This is a genomic window from Armatimonadota bacterium, from assembly GCA_031432545.1.
Taxonomy (GTDB): Bacteria; Sysuimicrobiota; Sysuimicrobiia; order Sysuimicrobiales; family Sysuimicrobiaceae; genus Caldifonticola; species Caldifonticola tengchongensis.
Window position 1 is genome coordinate 680,935 of record JAVKGX010000001.1, and the last position, 22,154, is coordinate 703,088.

The 22,154-nt window shown below is 69.4% G+C and carries 24 protein-coding genes and 1 tRNA gene; 19 read left to right on the forward strand and 6 right to left on the reverse strand.

Going from position 1 to position 22,154, the window contains the following annotated elements; genetic code table 11:
- The first annotated feature begins 15 nt into the window (after positions 1–15).
- Positions 16–2,409 carry an adenosylcobalamin-dependent ribonucleoside-diphosphate reductase gene (locus QN163_03395; GenBank protein ID MDR5683056.1) on the forward strand — a complete coding sequence of 798 codons (2,394 nt, stop codon included), beginning with the start codon at positions 16–18 and terminating at the stop codon, positions 2,407–2,409.
- Here the strand turns inward: QN163_03395 and mutY are convergent.
- The gene (gene mutY / locus QN163_03400) at positions 2,406–3,458 is read right to left on the reverse strand and encodes an A/G-specific adenine glycosylase (GenBank protein MDR5683057.1); all 1,053 of its coding nucleotides are present in this window, start codon (positions 3,456–3,458) and stop codon (positions 2,406–2,408) included. The genes QN163_03395 and mutY overlap by 4 nt on opposite strands.
- A gap of 135 nt (positions 3,459–3,593) precedes the next feature.
- Here mutY and QN163_03405 point away from each other — a divergent pair, with 135 nt between their 5' ends.
- The 14 genes from QN163_03405 to QN163_03470 all read left to right on the forward strand — a co-directional run bounded on the left by QN163_03405 (position 3,594) and on the right by QN163_03470 (position 14,697).
- A complete protein-coding gene (locus tag QN163_03405; protein ID MDR5683058.1) occupies positions 3,594–3,869 on the forward strand; it encodes a hypothetical protein in 276 nt (91 codons plus the stop codon).
- A 79-nt stretch (positions 3,870–3,948) separates the two neighbouring features.
- Positions 3,949–4,203, forward strand: a complete 255-nt coding sequence (locus QN163_03410) for a GlsB/YeaQ/YmgE family stress response membrane protein (protein ID MDR5683059.1) — start codon at positions 3,949–3,951, stop codon at positions 4,201–4,203.
- A 113-nt stretch (positions 4,204–4,316) separates the two neighbouring features.
- The gene (locus tag QN163_03415; protein ID MDR5683060.1) at positions 4,317–4,763 is read left to right on the forward strand and encodes a helix-turn-helix transcriptional regulator; all 447 of its coding nucleotides are present in this window, start codon (positions 4,317–4,319) and stop codon (positions 4,761–4,763) included.
- A 35-nt stretch (positions 4,764–4,798) separates the two neighbouring features.
- The gene (locus tag QN163_03420; protein MDR5683061.1) at positions 4,799–5,092 is read left to right on the forward strand and encodes a ferredoxin family protein; all 294 of its coding nucleotides are present in this window, start codon (positions 4,799–4,801) and stop codon (positions 5,090–5,092) included.
- Positions 5,093–5,233: 141 nt separating this feature from the next.
- Positions 5,234–6,169, forward strand: coding sequence for a phosphate/phosphite/phosphonate ABC transporter substrate-binding protein (locus tag QN163_03425; protein MDR5683062.1), 936 nt, complete (start codon positions 5,234–5,236; stop codon positions 6,167–6,169).
- A 75-nt stretch (positions 6,170–6,244) separates the two neighbouring features.
- Positions 6,245–7,603, forward strand: coding sequence for a DNA repair protein RadA (radA, locus tag QN163_03430; protein ID MDR5683063.1), 1,359 nt, complete (start codon positions 6,245–6,247; stop codon positions 7,601–7,603).
- 43 nt (positions 7,604–7,646) lie between these two features.
- Entirely contained in the window at positions 7,647–8,699 is a 1,053-nt protein-coding gene (locus QN163_03435) for a TRAM domain-containing protein (protein MDR5683064.1), read from the forward strand.
- Between the two features lie 46 nt (positions 8,700–8,745).
- Positions 8,746–9,447, forward strand: coding sequence for a 2-C-methyl-D-erythritol 4-phosphate cytidylyltransferase (ispD, locus tag QN163_03440; GenBank protein MDR5683065.1), 702 nt, complete (start codon positions 8,746–8,748; stop codon positions 9,445–9,447).
- 68 nt (positions 9,448–9,515) lie between these two features.
- Entirely contained in the window at positions 9,516–9,989 is a 474-nt protein-coding gene (gene ispF, locus QN163_03445) for a 2-C-methyl-D-erythritol 2,4-cyclodiphosphate synthase (GenBank protein ID MDR5683066.1), read from the forward strand.
- A complete protein-coding gene (gene cysS / locus QN163_03450) occupies positions 9,989–11,509 on the forward strand; it encodes a cysteine--tRNA ligase (protein MDR5683067.1) in 1,521 nt (506 codons plus the stop codon). Before ispF ends, cysS begins: the two co-directional genes overlap by 1 nt.
- Positions 11,494–12,291, forward strand: coding sequence for a 23S rRNA (guanosine(2251)-2'-O)-methyltransferase RlmB (gene rlmB, locus QN163_03455; GenBank protein MDR5683068.1), 798 nt, complete (start codon positions 11,494–11,496; stop codon positions 12,289–12,291). The genes cysS and rlmB overlap by 16 nt, the downstream gene beginning before the upstream one ends.
- A gap of 39 nt (positions 12,292–12,330) precedes the next feature.
- A complete protein-coding gene (locus tag QN163_03460; protein MDR5683069.1) occupies positions 12,331–13,680 on the forward strand; it encodes a VanW family protein in 1,350 nt (449 codons plus the stop codon).
- A gap of 169 nt (positions 13,681–13,849) precedes the next feature.
- Positions 13,850–14,494, forward strand: coding sequence for an RNA polymerase sporulation sigma factor SigH (gene sigH / locus QN163_03465; protein ID MDR5683070.1), 645 nt, complete (start codon positions 13,850–13,852; stop codon positions 14,492–14,494).
- Positions 14,495–14,553: 59 nt separating this feature from the next.
- Entirely contained in the window at positions 14,554–14,697 is a 144-nt protein-coding gene (locus QN163_03470; protein MDR5683071.1) for a hypothetical protein, read from the forward strand.
- Positions 14,698–14,704: 7 nt separating this feature from the next.
- Here QN163_03470 and moaA read toward each other — a convergent pair whose 3' ends face one another.
- Complete coding sequence (moaA, locus tag QN163_03475) at positions 14,705–15,682, reverse strand: GTP 3',8-cyclase MoaA (protein MDR5683072.1); 978 nt, start codon at positions 15,680–15,682, stop codon at positions 14,705–14,707.
- A gap of 89 nt (positions 15,683–15,771) precedes the next feature.
- Here moaA and QN163_03480 point away from each other — a divergent pair, with 89 nt between their 5' ends.
- The 3 genes from QN163_03480 (at position 15,772) to QN163_03490 (ending at position 18,080) form a co-directional block, all read left to right on the forward strand.
- On the forward strand, positions 15,772–16,209 hold the full coding sequence (locus QN163_03480) for a MaoC family dehydratase (GenBank protein MDR5683073.1): 438 nt from the start codon (positions 15,772–15,774) through the stop codon (positions 16,207–16,209).
- Between the two features lie 51 nt (positions 16,210–16,260).
- Positions 16,261–16,335: transfer RNA gene (locus QN163_03485), tRNA-Thr, on the forward strand.
- Between the two features lie 158 nt (positions 16,336–16,493).
- Positions 16,494–18,080, forward strand: a complete 1,587-nt coding sequence (locus QN163_03490) for a diguanylate cyclase (protein ID MDR5683074.1) — start codon at positions 16,494–16,496, stop codon at positions 18,078–18,080.
- A 9-nt stretch (positions 18,081–18,089) separates the two neighbouring features.
- Here QN163_03490 and galK read toward each other — a convergent pair whose 3' ends face one another.
- Both galK and QN163_03500 read right to left on the reverse strand, forming a co-directional pair.
- Complete coding sequence (gene galK, locus QN163_03495) at positions 18,090–19,145, reverse strand: galactokinase (GenBank protein MDR5683075.1); 1,056 nt, start codon at positions 19,143–19,145, stop codon at positions 18,090–18,092.
- Positions 19,146–19,615: 470 nt separating this feature from the next.
- A complete protein-coding gene (locus QN163_03500; GenBank protein ID MDR5683076.1) occupies positions 19,616–19,768 on the reverse strand; it encodes a sigma factor-like helix-turn-helix DNA-binding protein in 153 nt (50 codons plus the stop codon).
- A 73-nt stretch (positions 19,769–19,841) separates the two neighbouring features.
- Between QN163_03500 and QN163_03505 the strand changes: the two genes are divergently transcribed.
- Entirely contained in the window at positions 19,842–20,609 is a 768-nt protein-coding gene (locus QN163_03505; protein ID MDR5683077.1) for a DUF4118 domain-containing protein, read from the forward strand.
- Between the two features lie 122 nt (positions 20,610–20,731).
- Here the strand turns inward: QN163_03505 and QN163_03510 are convergent, their stop codons facing one another.
- Entirely contained in the window at positions 20,732–20,938 is a 207-nt protein-coding gene (locus QN163_03510; protein ID MDR5683078.1) for a hypothetical protein, read from the reverse strand.
- 400 nt (positions 20,939–21,338) lie between these two features.
- Positions 21,339–22,142, reverse strand: a complete 804-nt coding sequence (locus QN163_03515; protein MDR5683079.1) for a dihydrofolate reductase family protein — start codon at positions 22,140–22,142, stop codon at positions 21,339–21,341.
- Between the last annotated feature and the right edge of the window lie 12 nt (positions 22,143–22,154).

A 22,154-nucleotide genomic window follows, 5' to 3' on the forward strand; every position in this document is an offset into this window, starting at 1 on the left:
CACGGAGGTCTTAGGATGCAGCCGACCACGCAGGACAAACCGACGCTGTTCGAGCAGACCCTCCGCTACTTCGATGGCGACGAGCTGCGCGCGCGTGTGTTTTGTGACAAGTACGCGTTGCGCGATCTTGACGGGAACGTGGTCGAACGCACTCCCCCAGAGATGTGGGCCCGCGTCGCCCGAGAGATCGCTTCGGTCGAGCCCACCGACGCCGCGCGCGCGGAGTGGGAGGAGCGTTTCTACTGGCTGCTCAGCGACTTCCGGATGATCCCCGGCGGGCGCATCCTGTTCGCGGCGGGCAACCCACGGCGCGTGACCGCGGCGAACTGCTACGTCATCCCCATCCACGGCGACTCGCTGGAGGACATCTTCGAGTGGTGCAAGCAGGCCGCCCGCACGTACTCCTTCGGCGGCGGCGTCGGCGGGGACATCAGTGTGCTGCGACCCCGGGGTACGCCCGTCAACAACGCGGCGATCACCAGCACCGGCGCGGTTTCGTTCATGGAGCTGATGAGTACGACCACGGGCACGATCGGACAGGCGGGCCGTCGCGGTGCGCTGATGATTACGATCGCCAACGACCACCCCGACGTGCTGGAGTTCACCCGCGTCAAGCGCAACCTGGACAAGGTGCGGTACGCGAACATCAGCGTGCGGGTCTTCGACGAGTTCATGCGGGCGGTCGAGCGCGACGGCGACTACGAGCTGCGGTACGAGACCGACAAGGTCCGCCTGCGCCGGACCATCCGGGCCCGCGACCTCTGGAAGGAGCTGATCGCCGGGGCCCGCGACCATGCCGAACCGGGCGTGATCTTCTGGGACACGATCAAGCGCTGGTCAACCTCCGAGTACAACGGCATGGGCGTCATCACGACGAATCCGTGCTCGGAAATCCCGCTGGAGCCGTACGGGAACTGCAACCTGTCCAACGTCAACCTGGCGCGGTTCGTGCTGGACGCGTTCACCGACCGTGCACGCGTGGACTGGCAGGACCTGGAGCGTGCGCTGCGCTACACGGTGCGCTTTCTGGACAACGTCCTCGACTACAACGCCGACAAGCACCCGCTTCCCGAGCAGCGTGAGGCCAGCCTGCGGAGCCGGCGCATCGGTGTCGGCTTCACCGGATTGGGCGATATGCTCGTCAAACTCGGGCTGCGCTACGACACGACGGCGGCGATCGAGTTCGCCGACACGATGTTCGAGCGCATCAAGAACATCGTGTACGACGAATCGGTCAACCTGGCGGTGGAGAAGGGCACGTTTCCGGCCTTCGACCGCGACCGGCACCTGGAGGGTGCGTTCCTGCAGACGCTGCACCCCAAAGTGCTGGCCCGGATCCGGGAGTGCGGATTGCGCAACGTGGCGCTGCTCACCGTCCCGCCGGTGGGCAGCGGAGCGGCCCTGGCGGGGACGACGAGCGGCATCGAGCCCATCTTCGACCTCAGCTACACGCGTCGGTCGGAGTCGCTGTCGCAGGGGGAGTTCCGGGTGTGGCATCCGCTGGTGCGGGAGTACATGGAGCGGTTCGGGCTCCAAGACGACACCGAACTGCCCGAGACGTTCGTCACCGCCCACCGCATCCGTCCGGAGATGCGCGTCCGCATGCAGGCGGCGATCCAAAAGCACATCGACCACAGCATCAGCAGCACCGTGAACCTGCCGGAGCACGCGACGCTGGAGGACGTCGAGCAGATCTACTTTTTGGCGTGGAAGCTGGGGTTGAAGGGAATCACCGTGTACCGCGAGGGGAGTCGCGAGGGGGTCTTGATCACCGAAGCGAAGACGCAGCAGCAGTCGCAGGGTGCGATCTCTGTGCCCGCCGCCGAGCCGGCGCGTGGTGGGCTGACCACGCGCCCACGCCCCAAGGTCACGCAGGGTCGGACGGAGCGGATCGAGACCCCCCGCGGCCGTGCCTACGTCACGGTCAACGAGGACGAGTACGGCCCGTGCGAGGTGTTCGTAGAGTCGCTCGACGTCGAGGCGGAGGCCATCGGGCGTCTGACCTCGGTGTGCCTGCGCAGCGGCGTAGACCCCCGCGAGGTCATCGAGCAGCTGTGGCGGGTGTCATCGCGCGAGGTGGCGCTGGACCGCACCGCCGACGGTACGGTTGTGCGCGTGAGCACCATCGCCCAGGCCGTGGCGCTGGCTCTGGGTCGAGCCCTGTATGGGGACGCCTTCCGGCCGGACAAGGAGTTCCCCCGCGCGCTCTCCCTGCCCCCGCCGCAGCCTCGGGCCCGCCAGGAACCCCTGCGCTTCCACGCAGGCCCACCCCCGGATGCGGCGGCCGGCAACGGCAAGGGTGAGGCCGAGGTGGCCTCCTTCGCGGGGGTGTGCCCGGACTGCGGAGACACCTTGGCCTACCAGAACGGTTGCGCGACGTGCCGGTCGTGCGGCTACTCGCGCTGCTAGACGGAGGCCCGTAGCCCGGAGGCGGCCGCGTACGACCGAAGGATCTTCCGGTGCGCGGGCGGCATCGGCACGCCCGGCCGTTCCGGTCGCACCCACCGGAGGTGAGCAGCGGTACCCTCGGGGAAGTCTGCGGTCACCGCGACGGCGCGGCAGACGGCAGAAAAATGCGTGAACGCGTGTCCGACTTCCGTCTGGAAGCGCCCCTGGCGGCGCATCCGCCCACCCAGGTCCCTGGATAGGCCGGACCGCGCGTCGCGCCAAGACCGGGCTTCAACGAACGGCAGGGTCCACAGGCCGCCCCAGATGCCCCTTGGGGGCCGGCGCACCAGCAGCACCCGCCCACGGCGGTCCGTGATCACCGCCGCTACGAAGCGGCGGGTGGGCCGAACGTGCCGCCGGCGCCGCACCGGCACGCGGTCCTGGATGCCGGCGGCGCGGGCCGCGCAGAAACGGCAGACGGGGCAGTCTTCGCAGCGTGGCCTCCTGGGGACGCAGATCGTCGAGCCCAGATCCATCAGTGCCTGGTTAAGCTCGGCGGCGCGGCCCCGCGGAAGCAAGCTGCGGAACCTCCGCGCGATCTCGAACCGGGCGCGGCGGTCGTCCAGCGCCAGCCGGATTCCGAACAGCCGCGCTCCGACGCGGAGCAGATTGCCGTCCAGCGCCACGCATTCTTCGCCCCCGACGATGCTGGCGATGGCTGCAGCCGTGTACGGACCCACCCCTGGCAGACGCTGCCAGCCGGAGGCGTCGGAGGGAAACCCCTCGCGAACCACCTGCCGGGCCGCCGCGTGGAGGTTGCGAGCGCGCGCGTAATATCCCAGTCCTTGCCAGCACCTTAAGACCTCGTCCAGCCGCGCCACCGCCAGGGCCTGCACGGTCGGAAACGCCCTCAGGAAGCGGCGATAGTAGGAGACCGCGACGGCAGCCCGCGTCTGCTGCAGCATCACCTCCGAGACCCAGACGGCGTACGGGTCTTGCCTCCTGCGCCACGGCAGGTCCCGCGCACGGACACCCCACCAGTCCAGCAGGGTACGGCTGAAGGCGCGCACGGACTCATTGTCGCATTCTGCGAACCCGTTCGCAGGGGCGGGTGTGGAGTCGGCGTAGCGCAGATTTCCCGCTGCGGCGTCGACCCGGACGGGATACTAATGTGGCGGTCCACGCAGACTTCAGGAGGTGGTTGGATGGGCACCAAGCACGCCGCACTCGCGATCCTCGTCGCGCTCTCGCTCGCCGTGCTGCTCGGTCCGGCGGCGATGGCCCAGCAAACACCCGCACCGCCAGACGCTCCAAGCCCCCCGGGGCCTCCCGGCCCTCCCGATCCCCCCGGACCGCCCGGCCAGACCGTCTTTGGGATGGACCAGACCACGGCGATCGTCATCGGCCTGATCATCGTCCTGGTCGTGATCGTGGCGATTGTCGCAGTGGCGCGCGGCGGCGGGGAGCGGGGCGGCAACTGATCGGTCGCTTGCAGGGGGGCTGCCCGCCCCGGCGAACCGTACTGCAGGCCCCCGCAAATTCGGGACAGGGAGGAACCCTATGGGTGCCATTGTGTGGTGGATTGTGGTCGGACTGGTCGCCGGCCTGCTGGCCCGCTGGATCTTTCCGGGCCCTCGTGAGCCCAACGGGATCGTCATGACCATCGTGCTCGGGATCGTCGGGGCGGTGGTCGGTGGCTGGCTGTTCACGGCCCTGGGCGTCGGTGCAGGGGGGTTCGTGGGTTCGGTGGTCGTCGCGACCGTCGGTGCTTTGATCGTGCTCTGGCTGTACAACCTCGCGGTACGGCGGGCCTAGCGCAAAAACCCATCGACTGCCGTTCCATTCATGGAACACGAGGACCTGAGTACGCCCCATTTCCGACAGACAGATCGCGCCCATTCTGCTAGAATGACCTTGGGTGTTGCAGGATGGGAACGCAGGCAGATGATCGGCAGCGGGAGGGGGCCAGGGCCTTCGGGAACTACATCCGATCCCTGCGGCGCAACTTCTACGGCCGCGGTAGGGGCATGAGCCTGAGGCAGCTCAGCGTGGAGACCGGAATCCCCCCCAGCGTGCTGTCGCGCGGCGAGCGCGGTCTGCAGGACCTCCGACGGCCCGCCTACATCGAACGGCTCGCCGCAGCACTGCGCGTGCCGCCCATCGTGATGAAGCGGGTGGGTTCGCTGGTCACGCACGAGGACGTCGCCTACTTCCGCGTGCATCGTGCCGCGCGGGCTACGACGGCGCTGTGGGCGCGCGTGCAGGCGGGTATGGAACGGTTGCGCCAGGCGCCGCCGGAGACGTTGGAAGCGCTGGCCACGTACATCGAGTTTCTGGCAAGCCGCCTGTCGCGTTCGGAGAGCAAGACCGGATAGCCGGATCGAGAGTCCACAACCTCGGGAGGGACGCGATGACCTACGTGATCACGGAACCGTGCATCGGCACCAAGGACCGGGCCTGCGTCGAGGTGTGCCCCGTGGACTGCATCCACCCGCGGGCCGAGAACGACCAAGGCGAGATCATGCTGTACATCAACCCCGACGAGTGCATCGACTGCGGGGCCTGCGAGCCGGTGTGCCCGGTGACGGCGATCTTCGCGGAGAACGACGTACCCGAGCAGTGGAAGGAGTATACGGAGATGAACGCCGACTACTTCAGGCTCAGCAAGGAGGAGTTCGCAGAAAAGTGGGGCCGCGAACCGTGACGGAAACTCCTTGCGCCCCGCTGAGGCTTCCGCTACGCTGATTGTCGGAGTCCGGGAGAGCCCACCAGCTCTCCCGTTCTCGTGTCCGAAAGACGGGCTCGCAACGAGCCGACCCGTGCGGAGGGGGATACCGTGAAGGCAATGCGTGTGCTGTTGATCGCCCTCGTGCTCGTCCTTTCGCTGGGGCTGGCTGCAGGGGGCCAGGCCCGGCGCAAGCTCGTGCTCGCATTCGTCCCGTCGCTGGACGCGCAGGCGGTGCTCGCCAGTGGCAAGACGTTGGAGCGCATGCTCGCGGTGGCCACCGGCTATGAGTTCGAGGCAACGGTGCCTACCTCGTACGCGGCGACGATCGAGGCGATGTGCGCCGGTCGCGCAGACATCGCGTTCTTGGCGCCGCTGTCTTATGTCCTGGCGCGCCAGCGCTGCGGCGCGGAGGTGAAGTTGATCTCGATCCGGTTCAACCAGCCCCACTACGGCGCCCAGATCCTCGTGGGTGCCGACACCGGAATCCGCCGTCTGGCGGACCTGCGCGGCAAGCGTTTCGCGTACAGCGACCCGGCTTCGACGTCCGGATACCTTTACCCGGCGGTCCACATTAAGAACGCCGGATTCGATCCCAACCGGTTCTTCAGCCAGACGGTGTTCGCGGGTGGCCACGACAAGGTCGTGCTCGCCATCTACCAGGGCCAGGTCGACGGCGGGGCGACGTTCGGAGACGAGTTCGGCAGCGATGCCCGCGACCGCGTGGTCCGTCAGTTCCCCGACGTCAAGCAGAAGGTCGTCGTGCTGGAGTACGTCAAGCCGTACATCCCCAACGACACGGTTTCGTTCCGCCGAGGTCTGGATCCGGAGGTCGTCGACCGCGTGACCAAGGCGATGTTCCGCATCGCGCAGACTTCGTCCGGCAAGCAGGCCATCCACGACCTGTACCAGCATGACGGATACGCGACCTATGAGGACCTCGTGACGAAGTACGGGGTGGACCGGCGTCGCTTCCCGGACCTGGACTCGTACTTCAACCCCATTCGGGACGCGGTCCGCACGCTGGGGATAGACCTGGGCAGACTCGTTCGGTAGGCGCCGGCGGTCTGGCTGGAGGTCTTTGAGGAGGAGGGCGCCGCCCGCCCTCCTCTTCGTTTGGCGGAGATTGGGATGAAGATTCGCTACATCTGTCAGGCGTGCGGCTACGAGTCGCCGAAGTGGCTGGGGCGCTGTCCGGGCTGCGACGGCTGGAACACCTTCGCGGAGGAGGCCGCCGTGCGCACGAGGGCCGTCGGCCGGACCGCCCGGCCGGTGCCGATTTTGGAGGTCGAACCCCTGCCCTACGAACGCTTGCCGACCGGCATCGGCGAGTTGGATCGCGTCCTGGGCGGGGGGATCGTGCCCGCGTCGATGGTGCTGGTCGGCGGCGAGCCGGGGGCCGGCAAGAGCACTTTGATGCTGCAGGCCTCAGACCGTCTGGCGTCGGCCGGCCACACCGTGCTGTACGTGGCCGGCGAGGAGTCGCCACAGCAAACCAGGATGCGTGCAGAGCGGATCGGCGCCACCTCGCCGCGGATCTACGTGGTCGCCGAAACGGACCTGGGGGCGGTGCTGGAGGCGGCGCGTCGGCTGCGGCCGGCGGTGATGGTCGTCGACAGCATCCAGACCGTGTACCTGCCCGATGTCCCGAGTTCGCCGGGCAGCGTCGGGCAGGTGCGGGAGTGTGCCGCGGCGCTGCTCAGGCTGTCTAAGGCTGAGGGCATCGCCGCCTTCGTGGTCGGCCACGTCACCAAGGAGGGGGCGATCGCCGGACCGCGCGTGTTGGAGCACATCGTGGACACCGTCCTGTACTTCGAGGGCGAGCGCCACCAGGCGTACCGCGTGCTGCGGGCGATCAAGAACCGGTTCGGTTCGACGAACGAAATCGGCGTCTTCGAGATGCAGGGCACGGGGCTGCGGGAGGTCCCCAATCCATCGGCGGCGTTTGTGACCCCACGGCCCGAGGGGGCGTCGGGGGCCGCCGTCGTCTGTGCGATCGAGGGTACGCGGCCGCTGCTGGTCGAGGTCCAGGCCCTGGTGGCACCCACCCCGTTCGGGACGCCGCGTCGGACGACCGCCGGGTTGGACTACAACCGCCTGCTGCTCCTGCTGGCCGTCCTCGAGCGCCACGCGGGGCTGGCGATCGGTCAGGCGGACGTGTACGTGAACGCGGTGGGGGGTGTGCGCATCGCCGACCCCGCCGCCGACCTCGGCGTCGCCCTGGCCGTCGCCTCGTCCTTGCGCGATCGCGCCCTCGACCCGCAGGCGCTGTTCTGCGGGGAGGTGGGGCTGTCGGGCGAAGTGCGCGCGGTGCCGCAGATCGCGCGCCGTCTCGCCGAGGGATCCAAGTTGGGATTCCGGATGGCCCTGGTCCCCGAGTCCAGCCTGCCGGTCCCCGGTGCGGGCACGCTGCGGATCGTGGGTGTGCAGACGATCGCGCAAGCCCTTGACCTCGCGCCGTGGCGACCGCCGGCGGGGGAGCCTTTCTGAGTACTGTTGCTATACTGTCCACGAAATGAGCTCGGCATCCAAAGTGGCCGGCCGGGTCGCGGCGTGGGCGGGGTTCGTGCTCGGCGCCGTGATCGGGTTCCAGTCCGTGGAGCCGTTGGCGGCGCTGTTCCTCCCGGGTGGCTGGCCCAGGCTGGGCGCGCAGTTCGCCGCGGCCGCGGTGGTCGCGGTCGCCGGCCGCCTGAGCGCGCCTTTGCTGTGGGCGCTGTTCGTCCGCGGGATGTCGCGGGTGCTCGCGTGGCTGGGACGTGTGCCGCTGCGGGATCTGGGCGTGGCGCTCGTGGGCCTCGCGGTCGGGTTGCTGATCGCCAGCGCCGTGGGATATCTGCTCTCGGGCATCCCGGGCATTGGGGGGTACCTCCGGCTGGGCGCGCTCGTGGTCTTTGGCTACCTCGGCCTGCAGTTCGCGCTGCAGCGCCGGGAGGAACTGGCCGGGATGTTCGACCGCTCCGGACGGCGGGTGCGCGGCGCGCCGAAGGTACTGGACACCAGCGCGATCATCGACGGCCGCATCGCCGACGTGGTGCAGGCGGGGTTTCTAGAAGGTACGCTGCTCGTGCCGCGTTCGGTGCTGCGGGAGTTGCAGTCGATTTCGGACTCCACCGACCCGCGGCGCCGTGCGCGGGGGCGACGCGCACTGGATGTGCTCAACCGCCTGCAGACGGAATCTCAGGCGTTGCAGATCGTAGAGGACGAAGGTGGGGGCGACGTGGACGAGCGGGTCGTCGAACTCGCGCGCGCGCATCGGGCCAGCATCGTCACGACCGACTTCAATCTGAACCGGGTGGCCCAGCTCCAGGGCGTCCGCGTGCTGAACATCAACGATCTCAGCGGTGCACTGCGGCCGGTCGTGCTCCCGGGTGAGGAACTGCGCGTGCAGGTGATGCGCGAGGGCAAGGAGGCGGGGCAGGGCGTGGGCTATCTGGAAGACGGTACGATGATCGTCGTCGAGGGCGGTCGAGGGATGATCGGGACCGAGGTCGAGGTCGTGGCCACCAGCGTTCTGCAGACGGCCGCGGGAAGGATGATCTTCGCCCGGCCGAAGCACGACGGCGCCGGACGCCGGTCGACGGGTTGACGCGCCTCGGCCGCGCCCAACACCCCTGTCCTTCCGGGAGGTCGAGTTGGCAAGACACAAACGGCCCCGTGTGGCCGCGCTCATTGCCGCCGCCGGCCGCAGCGCGCGGATGGGGCAGGGCACGCCGAAGGTGCTGCTGTCGCTGCGACAGGTACCGGTGATCGTCCGCTCGATCCTCCCCTTCCACCACAGCCCTCATGTCGACGACATCGTCGTCGTCGCCAGCCAGGCGGCGCTTCCGAGGGTGACGCAGCTGGTCGCGAAGTACGGTCTGGGCAAGGTGTCGGCGGTGGTGGCCGGGGGCTTGAAGCGACAGCAGTCGGTCGCACTGGGGCTGCAGGCGCTGGACCAGTGTGACGTGGTGCTGGTGCACGACGGCGCGCGGCCACTGGTCACGACGGACATCATCGAGCGCGTTGTACAGGCGACGGTGGCCCATGGTGCGGCGCTCGCCGCGGTCCCGGTCCGCGACACCGCCAAGCGCGTCGACGGCGAGGTCGTGCGCGAGACGATCGACCGCGACGTCCTGGTGGCGGCCCAGACGCCGCAGGGCTTTCGCTACGAGCTGCTGCGGGCGGCGCACGAGCGCGCGCGGGCCGATGGGTTCTACGGCACCGACGACGCCGCGCTGGTCGAACGCCTCGGAGTCGAGGTGCACTTGGTGCCGGGAAGCCCCGAGAACCTCAAGATCACGTCTCCGGAGGATCTGGTCATCGCCGAAGCGCTGCTGCAGTGGCGGGAAGGGTAGCCCGGCGCGGGCTCGCGGTCGGTGAGTGCCCACCGGGACGGGGGAGGCGGGAACTGTCGGCCCGACGCATGCGCGTAGGGTTGGGATTGGACCTGCACCGGTTCGCCCAGGGCAGAACGTTGCGGTTGGGCGGCGTGGAGATCCCGTACGAGCGAGGCCTGGCGGGCCACAGCGACGCCGACGTCCTCCTGCACGCGGTGATGGACGCGGCGCTGGGGGCGGCGGGGCTGGGCGACATCGGGGCACACTTCCCGCCCGACGACGATCGCTACCGGGACGCGGACAGCGCCGCGCTGCTGCGCGGAGTACGCGATCGTCTGGGCGAGATGGGATGGGCGGTCGTCCAGGTGGACGCGGTCGTCGTTGCGGAGGCGCCGCGCCTGAGCCCGTACGTCGAACGCATGCGCGCACGCATCGCCGAGATCCTGGACCTGCCGGTCGCCGACGTCGCGGTCAAGGCGACGACGGCGGAGGGCATGGGTGCCATCGGTCGGGGTGAGGGCATCCAGGCGATCGCGGTGGTGCTGCTGGAGCGGGTGTGATGGCCCTGCACGTGACGAACACCCTGACGCGGCGCAAGGAGCGCTTCGAGCCGCTCCAACCGCCGGACGTGAAGATGTACGTCTGCGGAGTGAACCTGTACGGGCCCGCCCACGTCGGCCACGCGATGAGCTACGTGGTCTTCGACGTGATCCGTCGGCATCTGGAGTGGTCCGGCTACCGGGTGCGGCACGTCCAGAACTTCACCGACATCGAGGATCGGATCGTGGCCCGATCGCAGCGGGAGGGGCGGACGATCCAGGCGATCGCCGAGGAGTACATCGCCCGCTTCCATCGGGAGATGGACGCGCTGAACGTCCTGCGGGCGCACTCCTACCCGCGGGCCACTGAGGTCATCCCCCAGATGATCGAGATCATCGGGGTGCTGATCGAAAAGGGGCACGCCTACGTCGTAGACGGCGACGTCTACTTCCGCGTGACCTCCGACCCCGACTACGGCAAGCTGTCGGGGCGACGCCTGGAAGAGATGCAGGCCGGCGCCCGCATCGCGGTGGACGAGCGCAAGGAACACCCGATGGATTTCGCGCTGTGGACGCGGGCCAAGCCGGGGGAGCCCTCGTGGCCGAGCCCATGGGGGGAGGGGCTACCGGGCTGGCACATCGAGTGCTCGGCGATGTCGATCCATTACCTCGGACCGCAGCTGGACATCCACGGCGGCGGCGAGGACGTGATCTTTCCGCACCACGAGAACGAGATCGCCCAGTCCGAGAACTTCACCGGCAAGCCCTTCGTCAAGTACTGGATCCACAACGCGCTGCTGCGCCCGGGCGGGGCCGAAGAGAAGATGACGCGCCACCTGGGCAACGTCGTCTCGATCGAGGAGGCCCTCGGGCGCTACAGCCCCGACGGGCTGCGACTGTTCTTTCTGTCATCTCACTACCGGAACCCGCTCACGTGGAAGGAACAGGCCGTCGAAGCGGCCGACCGCGGGGCCGAACGGCTCCGGCACGCGGTGGAAGCGATCGATGCCGTCCTGCGCCGCTGTACGCCGTCCGGCCGTCGTTCGCCAGCAGCGCAGGCGCTCTTTGAGCGCGCCGCGTCCGCACGGGAGGCGTTCCGGGCCGCGATGGACGACGACTTCAACACGCCGCAGGCGATCGCGGAGATCTTCGCCCTGGCCGCGGACGCCAACCGCCTCACCGACGCGCTGGCCAAGCGCGTGGGGGACGTGGGCGCGCCGGAGGACGCCGCGGACGCCCTGGCGCAGGCCGCCGATGGGCTGCGCGAACTGGCGGGTGTGTTGGGGCTGCGCTTGGCGCCGGCGGTCCCCCAGGAGTGGCTGGACCAACAGCTGCGCCGCCTGCTGGAAGAAGAAGAGGCGCTGCGCTCGATCGACCCCACCGGCAAGACCAAAGAGATCCTCGACGCGATCCTGGCCGCGCGCCAGCGGGCCCGCGACCGACGCGACTTCGCCACCGCCGATCGCATCCGCAGGCGCCTGGGGGAGATCGGCGTTTCGGTGGAGGACTATCCGGGGGGCAGCCGGTGGAGGATTCGGTAGCGGACCTCATCGAGGGCCGCAACCCCGTCTGGGAGGCGCTGCACGCCGATCGGCCGATCCGCAAGATCCAGATCGCGCGCACCGCGCGTCTAGCCGGGACACTGGCCCGCATCGTCTCGCACGCCAAGAGCCGGGGCATCCCCGTGCAGTTCGTCGATCCGCGCCACCTGGCTGCCGTCTCGGCCACCGGCGCACACCAGGGAGTGATCGCCCTCATCTCACCCCACCGCACGGTCGAGCTCGAAGCGCTCCTCAAGCAGGCCACAGCGCGCGGCGCGCCGTTCTTGGTACTGCTGGACGGGATCGAGGACCCCAGGAACCTGGGCGCGATCGTGCGCACCGCCGAGGCGGCCGGTGCCCACGGCGTGGTCATCCCCAGGCGTCGCGCGGCCGGTCTGAGCCCGGCGGTGGCCAAGGCGTCGGCGGGCGCGATCGAGCACGTGCCCGTCGCGATGGTGACGAACATGGCACAGGCAGTAAAGGCGTGTCGGGCCGCCGGGCTGCTGACGGTGGCCGCCGACCCCCGAGCGCTCCGGTGTTACGATGAGGTGGCGTTGCGCCCGCCACTGGCCCTGGTGATCGGCGGGGAGAGGTCCGGGGTGCGCCGGCTGGTCCGGGAACGGTGCGACCTGACGGTGCGCATCCCCATGCGAGGGCGGATCTCCTCGCTCAACGCGTCCGTGGCGGCGGCGATCTTGCTCTTCGAGGTCGTGCGGCAGCACCGACATGGCCACGGCGGGCCGCGGGAGCGGAGCGGGCAGCCGTGCGAGGAGCGTCCCTGAGGGGCTCGCAGCCCCCAGTTGTCTGGGGAGGGGATCGATTTGCGCTGGATCGGCGGCGTGCTTGCGGTCTTCGTCGCGTTGCTCGCAGGTGCGGCAGCAGCGTACGTGCTCGACGAGCGTTCGCATGCCGGCACTTTCTACGACGGCATCTGGATCGAAGACCTCCACCTGGGAGGACTCACGCGCGAGCAGGCGCTGGAGCACCTCCGTGCGCGTGTGCAGGCGAGGGTGCAGCGTCCGATCGTCATTCGCGCGGGGGACCGGACCTGGCGGCGTACTGCCGGTGAGCTGGGGCTTCGATCCGACCTATACGGCACCGTCCGCCGGGCGTTCGGAGTCGGACGAGCTGGCGGCCTGGTAGATAGACTGCGGATGCGCTGGCGGCTGCGGTCCGAACCACTCCGCTTGGCGATCCCGTTCAGTGTGGACCCCGCGGCCCTGCGGGCGTTCGTCGACCAGGCCGCCGCCCAGGTGGGGACCCAGCCGCAAGACGCGCGCCTTTGGGTGCAGGACGGGCAGGTCCGCATCGTCCCCGGCCGCGACGGGACGACCATCGATCACGCGGCGGCGGCTCGCATCCTCGCCGTCGCCGCGCGGGAAGGGTGGGAACGGGTGACGCTGCCCCTCGCGGCGGTGCGGCCGCGGTGGACGGCCGAACGGCTGCAGGCTATGGGGATCCGGGAGGTCGTGGCGACCTACACGACGCACTTCCCCGACGTGCCCAACCGGAACTTCAACATCGCTCTGGCGGCCAGCAAGCTCCGGGGCATCCTCCTCCTCACCGGCGAGGAATTCTCCTTCAACCGTGTCGTCGGACCGCGTACGCGCGCCGCCGGATACCGGGAGGCACCGGTGATCCTCAACGACGAGTTCGTGCCGGGCGACGGAGGCGGCGTCTGCCAGGTGTCCTCGACGCTGTTCAACGTGGTGCTGTTCGCGGACCTGAAGATTTTGGCTCGCACCAACCACAGCGCGCCGGTGAGCTACCTGCCGCTGGGCCGGGACGCGGCGGTCTCGTACGGCTCATTGGACCTGCGGTTTCGCAACGACGGGCCGCCGCTGCTGATGTGGGCGGAGGTGCGGGGGCGCGCGCTGACGATCTCGCTTTACGGCACGCGCCGCTCGGGCCGTGAAGTGGCGATCCTCGTGACTGACGTCCAGGTGCTGCCGGCGCCCGAAGGCGAGATCCGCCGGCCGGATCCCGGGCTGCCCGTCGGCGCGACCCAGGTGCTGGCAGCCAAGCGCGGTTTCCGGGCAACCACGGTCCGTATCGTCCGCGAGCAGGGTGTCGTCGTCCGCCGCGAGGTCGTGGCCCACTCGTACTACAAGCCCGTCCCGAAGATCGTGAAGTTCGGAACCCGCAAGCAGGCAGCGCTGAGGGGACCCTGAAGAAGGGGCGCACGGCGGCGGGGTCCACCGAGACTTCGTCGGCGCTCGGCCGCGCCGACGGACCGGTGCCGTTTGCTTGACCCTCCGGATAGAGCGTCTCTATAATGTGCTTGGCTTTTTGGCTATAGACCTCTCAAGCGGTTCCACCACACAGTCGACATCGGAGGCGATGCCGGTGGCCGTTGCGCGAAAGGAAGCGTCAGCACCGTACGCGGAGATGGTGGACGAAGACCTCGTGGAGACGGCGAAGAACGGCGACGATCGAGCCTCCGAATTCCTCATCAACAAGTATCGCAACTTCGTGCGCGTCAAGGCTAAGGCGTATTTCCTCATCGGCGCCGATCGTGAAGACATCATCCAGGAAGGCATGATCGGCCTGTACAAGGCCATACGCGACTTCCGGCGCGACAAGCTGAGCTCGTTCCGTGCGTTCGCGGAGCTGTGCATCACGCGCCAGATCATCACCGCGATCAAGACCGCCACCCGCCAGAAGCACATCCCCCTGAACTCTTACATCTCCTTGAACAAGCCGATCTACGACGACGACTCCGATCGGACGCTGCTGGACGTGATCGGCGGCATGAAGGTGTCCGACCCGGAGGAGCTGGTCATCAACGAGGAGGCATCCGCCCGGATGCGGGCCCGGATCCGCCGCAACCTGAGCGAGCTGGAGCACAGGGTGCTCAGCGCCTACCTCGAAGGCAAGTCCTACCAGGAGATGGCCAACGAGCTGCGCCGCCACGTTAAGTCCATCGACAACGCCCTGCAACGGGTCAAGCGCAAACTCGAGAGGAACCTGGAACAAGAAGAATAAGCGACATCCGCAGGCGGCCTGCGCTCGGCCGACCGGTGCCCGAGCGTCGGGGACGGATCATGATCCGCGTCGTGTGTCCTCGTTGTGCGCATCCCATCCTGCGGTTGGCCCCCGCCGAGCCGGACGAGGAAGTGGTCTGCCCGCGCTGCGGGGAGGCGTTCGAACCCCGCGAGGAAGAATGGGTGGACCCAGAAGACGGCTAGGCCGGATCTAGCCGCCGATCTGGATCATCGCGCGCTTGTGCGGGTACATGCGCTCGGCCAGGGCGTGGCCGAACGGCCGGCGGTAGGCCGCGGCCGCGAAGAGGTCGCGCAGTTCCTGATAGGAAGCGCCCGCCCGCAGGGGTGTCAGCAGGTCCTCCTCGTCGTCGCGCAGCAGACACAGCCGCAGTTTCCCGTCGGCGGTCAGCCGCAGCCGCCCGCACTTCGCGCAGAACGGCTCGCTGACGGGGCTGATGAATCCGAGAATGCCGATCGCCCCCGGCAGGCGGTAGGTGCGCGCGGGGTCCTCTCCGGACAGATCCACCGGCCGCAGCGGCCCGAACCGGGCCTCGATGCGGGCCATCGTCTCCTCGCTGCGCACCACGCCGGCGGTCGCGAAGTCCCCGACCGTCCCGAACGGCATCATCTCGATGAACCGGACCTCCCAGAGTCGGCGCAGGGTGAGGGCCGCCAGATCCTCCACCGCGTCGTCGTTGAACCCGCGGACGACGACCGCGTTGATCTTGATCGGTCGCAACCCTGCCTCTTCTGCGGCTGCCAGCCCTTCGAGCACGTCGCTCAGCCGGCCGCCACGGGTGATCCGCCGGAATGCCTCGGCGTCCAGCGTGTCCAGGCTGACGTTCACGCGCCGCAGCCCGGCCCGCGCCAGGGGTCGGGCCAGGTCCCGCAGGCGTACACCGTTGGTGGTGAGGGCGACGTCTGCGATCCCGGGGATCGAGGCGATGCCGCGTACGATGCCCACCAGGTCCGGCCGGACGGTCGGTTCGCCACCCGTCAGCCGCACCTTACGCACGCCCAGCTCCGCCGCGATCCGCGTCAGCAGCAAGATCTCGGGCTCCTGCAGCAGCTCGGCGGCCGGGCGGAACGCGATCCCCTCTGCCGGCATGCAGTACACGCAGCGCAGGTTGCACCGGTCCGTCAGGGAGATGCGCAGGTCGCGGATGGGCCGGCCGTACTGATCCCGCAAGAGGCGACCTCCGGGCGGTTGGTGAATAGATTATACCCTCGGATCGGGGGCAAGATGGCATTTGGCATCCCATCGGTGCGGAGGGGTTCATGAGCGGTCGGCGGCGCACCCCACGGAGGTTTCCATTCCGCCTCGGACAGCGGGCGGAGATGGCGCGAACCGTCACGGAGGCAGACATCGTGGCGTTCGCGGGCCTCAGCGGTGACTACAACCCCCTGCACGTGAATGCCGAATACGCGCAGAAGACGCGGTTTGGAGGTCGCATCGCGCACGGGATGCTGTCGGGCGCGTTCCTGTCGGCCGTGCTGGGGATGCACCTGCCGGGTCCCGGTGCGATCTTCTTGTCCTGTCAGATGCGCTTCCTCAAGCCGACGCGGATCGGGGATACGATCACCGCGGCTGCGGAGGTCGTCCGGATTCGCGAGGACAAGCCGATCCTCACGCTGAAGGTGTGGTGTACGAACCAGCACGGTGAGACGACCGTGGACGGCGAAGCCGTCTGCTACTACGAACCACCCGCAGGCTAGGGTGACTGTTTGGTACCCCTCCGCCGTCCGGTGCGCTATGCTGTCGTGGGTGCCGGCGTAGCTCAACGGCAGAGCAGCTGATTTGTAATCAGCAGGTTAGGGGTTCAAATCCCCTCGCCGGCTCCACCTTCCGGACCCCGGCTCCGATCCCGCGCGATGCCCGGGGCGAAGGCACACCCGAAGCAACCGCACCCGCTGCAGGATTGTGCCCGGGCCCACGACCGCACGGCACGGGAATTGCTTTTTTGCAAGGGGTGGGGGGCAGGGCAGTTGGCGGAGTGACGATGACCGTAGGCGCGACTGTAGGCCACGCCGACCGCAGGGTCCGCCTGTTGTGGAGGCTGATCCGCGAGTTCCAGGTCGGTGTCCACGATCCGGAATCCCTGCCACAGCGGCTCACCGACGCGCTGCACACTGCAGGTGGCTTCGCCGGCACTTCGATCCTGCTGCCGGACGAGACGGGTGATGCCCTCGTCGTCACCGCGTGTTCCGGCCTGGCCCGGCGCTGGGGTCCCGCGACGGTGCCCCGAGGCCGCGGCGTCAGCTGGGAAGTCTATCGCAGCGGACGCTCGGAGTACGTCTTCGACCTGACGACCGACCCGCGCACGTACCCACCGGTGTCGCCGGACAGCGTCGGCGGGCGTATGTCCGGTGTGTATCTCCCGCTGGAGGGCAAGACCGGTGTTGTGGGCGTGCTGGTGATCCATGCCGCCGGTCGCGACGCGATCCCGCCGGAGGACAGGGAGTTGCTGGCGTTGGTGGGGCCGCCGATCGCACTCGCCATCGAGACCGCCCGCTTGTACGAGGCCCTCTCACGGGCGGTGTCGCAGCGGGACGCGCTGCTGCAGACCACGCGAACGCTGGCCGACGGCAGCCTGGATCTGGAGCCGCTGTGCCAGCGCGCGGTCGAAGAGGCGGTGGCCTTGGTCCCGGGAGCCGAGAGGGGCAGCCTGTCGATCCGCGAGGCAGACGGCTTCGCCTTCGTCGCTGGGGTCGGCTACGACGTCTCGCGGCTGCGGGAGGTGCGGTTCAGCGAGGAGGACCGGCTCAAGTGGTACGGGCTGGATGCCTCCTCCCTGCGGCAGGGCACTCCCCGTATCCTTTCGGGTGAGGAAGCCCGGGCGCGGGTCGCCCAGAGCCGTCCGGCCGCAGGCTGGGAGAGGATCGCGCTGTACGGCGCGATGGCCAGCCTGCGTTCCACCCTCGGTGTGCCGATCGTCTTGGACGGCCGGCTCGAAGCATTCCTGAACCTGGACAACCACAGCCGATCCGACGCGTTCGGGCGGGAGTCTGTCGAAGTCGCCAGGATGTTCGCCGACCAGGTCGCCGCCATCCTCAAGGGCGTCCGCCTGCGGGAGCTACTGAGCGTGCAGGCGAGGACGGATCCGCTGACCGGTCTGTACAACCGGCGATACTTGGAAGAACGGTTGGTGCAGGAAATCCACCGGGCGCTGCGCGGCGGTCACCGCCTGTCCGTGCTGCTGGTCGACGCGGTCGGCCTGAAGGCAATCAACGATACGCTGGGGCATCGGGTGGGCGACGAGCTGCTGGTGGCGGCCGCCTCGCAGATCCGCGCCGTCTGCCGTCGGCAGGACGTGGCCTGCCGGTTCGGGGGGGACGAGTTCGTGGTCATCCTACCGGATACCAGCCTGCCGGAAGCCGAGGTGGCGGCGCGCCGGCTGCTGGCGGGGTTGCCGGCCGCCACTGCACGCTGGCAGGGCGGAATCCAGGTCACCGTCGGCATCGCCAGCCTCCCCGAACACGGCGACAGCGCCAGCGCGCTGCTGGCCAGCGCCGACCGCCACATGTACCAGGCTCGCCGGAGGGGGCTGGAGTACTTCCCGCGCACTGAGGTCCGCGAGCGCGTCTAGCGTCGCCACTCACCGCACGAGGATGCGGGCGGAGGGGGCCGCCCGCGCGAGGCCGCTGCCAAAGGTGTCTAGCGCTTCCAGGGGCACGACGGCCACTACGGCCCCTCCGAAGCCGGCACCGGTGAGGCGGGCGCCGAGCGCACGCGCGCGCAACGCCGCCTCGACGAGCCGGTCCAGTTCGGGTGTGGAGACTTCGAAGTCGTCCCGCAGCGACCGGTGGGACTCCGACATGAGGCGGCCGAAGGTGATGGCGTCGGCCTGTCGCAGGGCCTGTGCACCCGCCCACACCCGGGCGTTCTCGCAGACGACGTGCCGCACACGGCGTGGCAGCGGATCCGGAAGGGTTTCGGCGCGCAGGAGGTCGTCGGGGGTGAGGTCGCGGAGCGCACACACACCCAGCAGCCTCGCAGCGCGCTCGCACTCTACGCGCCGCCGATTGTACTTACCTTCAGCCAGGTGCCTGCGCACGCCCGAGTCGATCACCACCATCCGGTGCCCCGGAAGCAGCGGCAAGTGCTCGTAGCGGAGGTCGCGCGTGTCCAACAACAGCGCCGTCCCGGCCTGCCCCACCGAGGCGACCATCTGGTCCATGATGCCGCAGCGGACGCCGACGAACTCGACCTCCGCACGCTGGGCCAGTTGCGCCAGGTGCAAGTCGTCGAGTGCCAGCCCGTACAGTTGGCGCACGGCCCGCATGACCGCGACTTCCAGAGCAGCGGAACTCGACAGCCCCACGCCCAGGGGCACCGTGCTGTCGATCCGCAGCCTCACGCCGGGGACGTCGAAGCCCTCGCGCCGCAGCGCCCAGACGCACCCGGCCGGATAGTCGAGCCAGTCTCCCTGCGGGCCCGCATCGACCCCGCGGGCCCTGCGCTCACCGAACGCAACGCTGTACGCCTCCACCAGGCCCTCGGCCACGCCCGCTTCCACGCAGGTCGCCAGCGGCAGCGGCACCGGCAGCACGAAGCCCTCGTTGTAGTCGGTGTGCTCACCGAGCAGGTTGACGCGCGCGGGGGCGCAGGCCACCGCGGCGGGCGGGCTGCCGAACAGGTCGCGAAAGGACACGGCGCCGGCGGTGCTCACAGGACGTGGGGTGCGAAATCGACTTCGCGGTCTGGGACGACGAAACGCACCCGGGCGCAGAGCGCCCAGCAGCAGGATGCGGCGGTCACCGACCTCGAGGGCGCCCACACCGCTGCCGGTCCACGCCGCAGCGCCCGCACACACGGGGTCGTCGGTCTGCGGCCGCAGTGCGTCGCCCGGCGCCGGAGGGCGGTCGAGGGGCATCCATCCGCACAGGCTCCACGACTGCCATCCGTGGCGGAAGAAGCGCGTCGGGCCGAAAGGGTGCAGCATCCTGACGCGGCCGGACAGCCGCAAGCCAGCCGCCGTGTTTGCCACCGCTCCCACCCGCGCCGGGAGCCGGAGGCCGCCGGCTTGGAGGATCGTCTCCACGTACCTAGCCCTCCCCCGACCCGTCAGGAGTCTACTACCGCAGCGCCGCAGCGGGTAGCGCCGGCAAGGTCTGCGGCCGCTCAGGCCGACAGCCTGCGGCGAATGCGGGCGATGGCCTGTTTGTGCAGTCGGTAGACGTGCGAGAGGCTGATGCCCAGAGTGCGAGCCAGGCGGCGCGGCGCTTCGCCGCTGCTGCAGCAAGCCTCGACGACTGCCCGCTCGCGCGCCGGCATGCGGCCGAGCAGAGCCTGCAACTGTTCGCACAGGACGCGGTCTTCGACCTCGGCCAGCGCGTCCAGGGCGGCGTTGCTGGTCCGTCCGCGCTATCCGCACGCCGCCTACCTGTTCCTGTACATGCCCGGTGTGCTGGTCGCCTCGTATCTGCACGGGATACTCAGGGGCGCGATCGCCGCGCTGGCGAGCACCGTGCTGGCTGACCTGTTCATCCTGGCGCCATACGGGCCGTTCTTCTGGAACGTGCCGGCCTCGCTGGGTTCCGCCACCCTCTTTCTGCTCAGCGCCGGGGTGATCGCACTCAGGGGTGCACGGTACCGCACCTACCGCAGACAGCTGGAGCGGGAAATAGAGGAGCGCAGCCGAAGAGAACGGCACGCCCGCTTTCTGACCGAGATCATGGTGGAATTCTCCCGCCAGCGCGAACTCGATCCTCTGCTGCACCGCGTCGCGCAACGTTGCACCGAGGTGTTCGGGGAGTGGTGCGCAATCGCCACCTTCGAGGAGGGCCGGCTGCGCCTCGGAGCGCTGTACCATGCCGACGCGGAGAAGGTGGAGCGTCTGCGCGCGCTGGTCTCAGACGGCGCGGTGGTCCCCGGAGGCGATCCGGTCGTGGCGCGGCTGCTGGACGGCGACGCGCCGCTGGTGCTCTCGGCGGACGATGCTGCCCCGCCCGCAGAGCTCGTGGATGTCGCGGCGGCGCTGCGCGACCTGGAGGTGCGCCGGGCCCTCGGCGTCCCCCTGTGCGCCGGGGGAGAGGCGATCGGGGTTCTGGCGTGGGCGACCTGGACGAGATCCTCGAGGGCCTCGCCGCGGTGGGTGAACTTCACAGCGAAGTAGATGGCCAGGCGCGCATGTGCCAGGGCCACCTGCTCACGGAGTTTCGGGTCGCGTGTCCGGTGATATGCCAGAATGAGGTCTTCCTGAGGCGACTGCCCGCGCACATCCACGCCGTCTGCGTCCTAGCCCCCGATCCGCTTGGGTAGCAGCGTCACCTGCTCCGAGCCTTCTGCGAGGGTACGAACCTCGTCCATCAGCACACGCATGAGCACCAGCCCCAGTTCGGGATGGTCGGGCGAGGACAGGGCGGAGCCGGCGTACGCGACCCGGATCTCCAGCCGATCTGGGCAGACCGTGAAACGTACCCGGATCGGCGCCGGCCAGGACACCGGCGGTACAGGCCTCGGCGACCGCCAGGCGCAGGTCCTCGACGTCTTCCACCGTGAAGGGCAGTCGGGCGGCGACCGCAGCCGTCACGAGGCGTACGGCCGCCATGTACTCCGCTCGACTGGGAACGACGAGATCGATCTGCTCGGTGCCCGCAGCCTGCGGCATCGCTTTCTCCTGTCCCGCGGGCGTTCCCGACCCGTGCGCTTCGAGCCCGCGGCGGTCCTGCTTGCCGTGCCTTCGCCGGCGCCCCGCACCGGTCCTCCGGGGCCGACCGCCGTGAGTGGGATCGTTCTCCAACGCGCAGCGTGCGGGAAGGTGCGACACCGAGATGGGCACGCGGAGATGTGGAATGAGTCGGGACGTCGCGAAGACGGTCCGAGCGCCGCCGGCGGAAGAGGACTAGGGCTCAGACTCACTGGGTTCGAACGCATACCGGGTGAGCAGTTCGCCTCTGTGTTCGCGGAGTTCACGCAACGCCAGCCGGCGCGGGCCGGGGAGGTCGCCGGTGACGATGCGGTGCGGGGACCGACCGACGACGATCGGCGCGATCGTCAGGAACAGTTCGTCCACCAGCCCGCGCGAGATCAGCGCCGCGTTGAGCGTCGGTCCTCCCTCGCACAGCAGCCGGCGGATGCCCATCTCGCGCAGGCGACGCAGCGCGGCATCGAAGTCCACCTCGTGCGCCCCCGCCGTGAGGATGTCGGCGGCGGCCTGCAGCATCGCCCGGGCCCGCGGACCGGATCGCTCGGTTGTCACGATCAGCGGGCGGTTTTCGGGATCGGAAAACATCCGCGCCGCAGGATCGAGGCTCACGCGGCCGGTCACGACGACCAGGCGTGGGGCGAGAGCCTGTCCGCGCGCGCGCCGCCTCTGCTGCCCTTCGGCGGACAGGCGGGGAGGCCTGTAGTCTTCGTCCCGTGCCGTGCCGGCCCCGACCAGGATGGCGTCGGCGGTCTCGCGCAGGCGACGGAAAGCGATCCGGTCGGCTTCCCCGCCCAGACCCCGCGACCGCCCGCCGATCGTGGCCGCCCCATCGGCGCTGCTCACCATGTTCACGTACAGGTACGGACGCTGCCCGCCCTCCCCCAGCTGGAGGTCCAAGTAGAGAGCGTCGAGCGGTTCGTCGCGGGCGACGGGGATCAACTGACGCATCGACCCGGACGCCTTCGCCACAGCGAGCCGACCGACCTTCCGCTTGTCCACTTCCCTGCGAGC

Bases quoted from the DNA above. Each gene is read 5' to 3' on its own strand.
- QN163_03490 (MDR5683074.1), top strand. From the start codon at position 16,494: ATGACCGTAGGCGCGACTGTAGGCCACGCCGACCGCAGGGTCCGCCTG.
- QN163_03395 (MDR5683056.1), top strand. From the start codon at position 16: ATGCAGCCGACCACGCAGGACAAACCGACGCTGTTCGAGCAGACCCTC.
- QN163_03500 (MDR5683076.1), bottom strand. From the start codon at position 19,768: ATGCCGGCGCGCGAGCGGGCAGTCGTCGAGGCTTGCTGCAGCAGCGGC.
- sigH (MDR5683070.1), top strand. From the start codon at position 13,850: ATGCCGGTGGCCGTTGCGCGAAAGGAAGCGTCAGCACCGTACGCGGAG.
- QN163_03420 (MDR5683061.1), top strand. From the start codon at position 4,799: ATGACCTACGTGATCACGGAACCGTGCATCGGCACCAAGGACCGGGCC.
- QN163_03470 (MDR5683071.1), top strand. From the start codon at position 14,554: ATGATCCGCGTCGTGTGTCCTCGTTGTGCGCATCCCATCCTGCGGTTG.
- QN163_03410 (MDR5683059.1), top strand. From the start codon at position 3,949: ATGGGTGCCATTGTGTGGTGGATTGTGGTCGGACTGGTCGCCGGCCTG.
- QN163_03480 (MDR5683073.1), top strand. From the start codon at position 15,772: ATGAGCGGTCGGCGGCGCACCCCACGGAGGTTTCCATTCCGCCTCGGA.
- cysS (MDR5683067.1), top strand. From the start codon at position 9,989: ATGGCCCTGCACGTGACGAACACCCTGACGCGGCGCAAGGAGCGCTTC.
- QN163_03425 (MDR5683062.1), top strand. From the start codon at position 5,234: ATGCGTGTGCTGTTGATCGCCCTCGTGCTCGTCCTTTCGCTGGGGCTG.
- ispF (MDR5683066.1), top strand. From the start codon at position 9,516: ATGCGCGTAGGGTTGGGATTGGACCTGCACCGGTTCGCCCAGGGCAGA.
- radA (MDR5683063.1), top strand. From the start codon at position 6,245: ATGAAGATTCGCTACATCTGTCAGGCGTGCGGCTACGAGTCGCCGAAG.
- QN163_03415 (MDR5683060.1), top strand. From the start codon at position 4,317: ATGGGAACGCAGGCAGATGATCGGCAGCGGGAGGGGGCCAGGGCCTTC.
- QN163_03405 (MDR5683058.1), top strand. From the start codon at position 3,594: ATGGGCACCAAGCACGCCGCACTCGCGATCCTCGTCGCGCTCTCGCTC.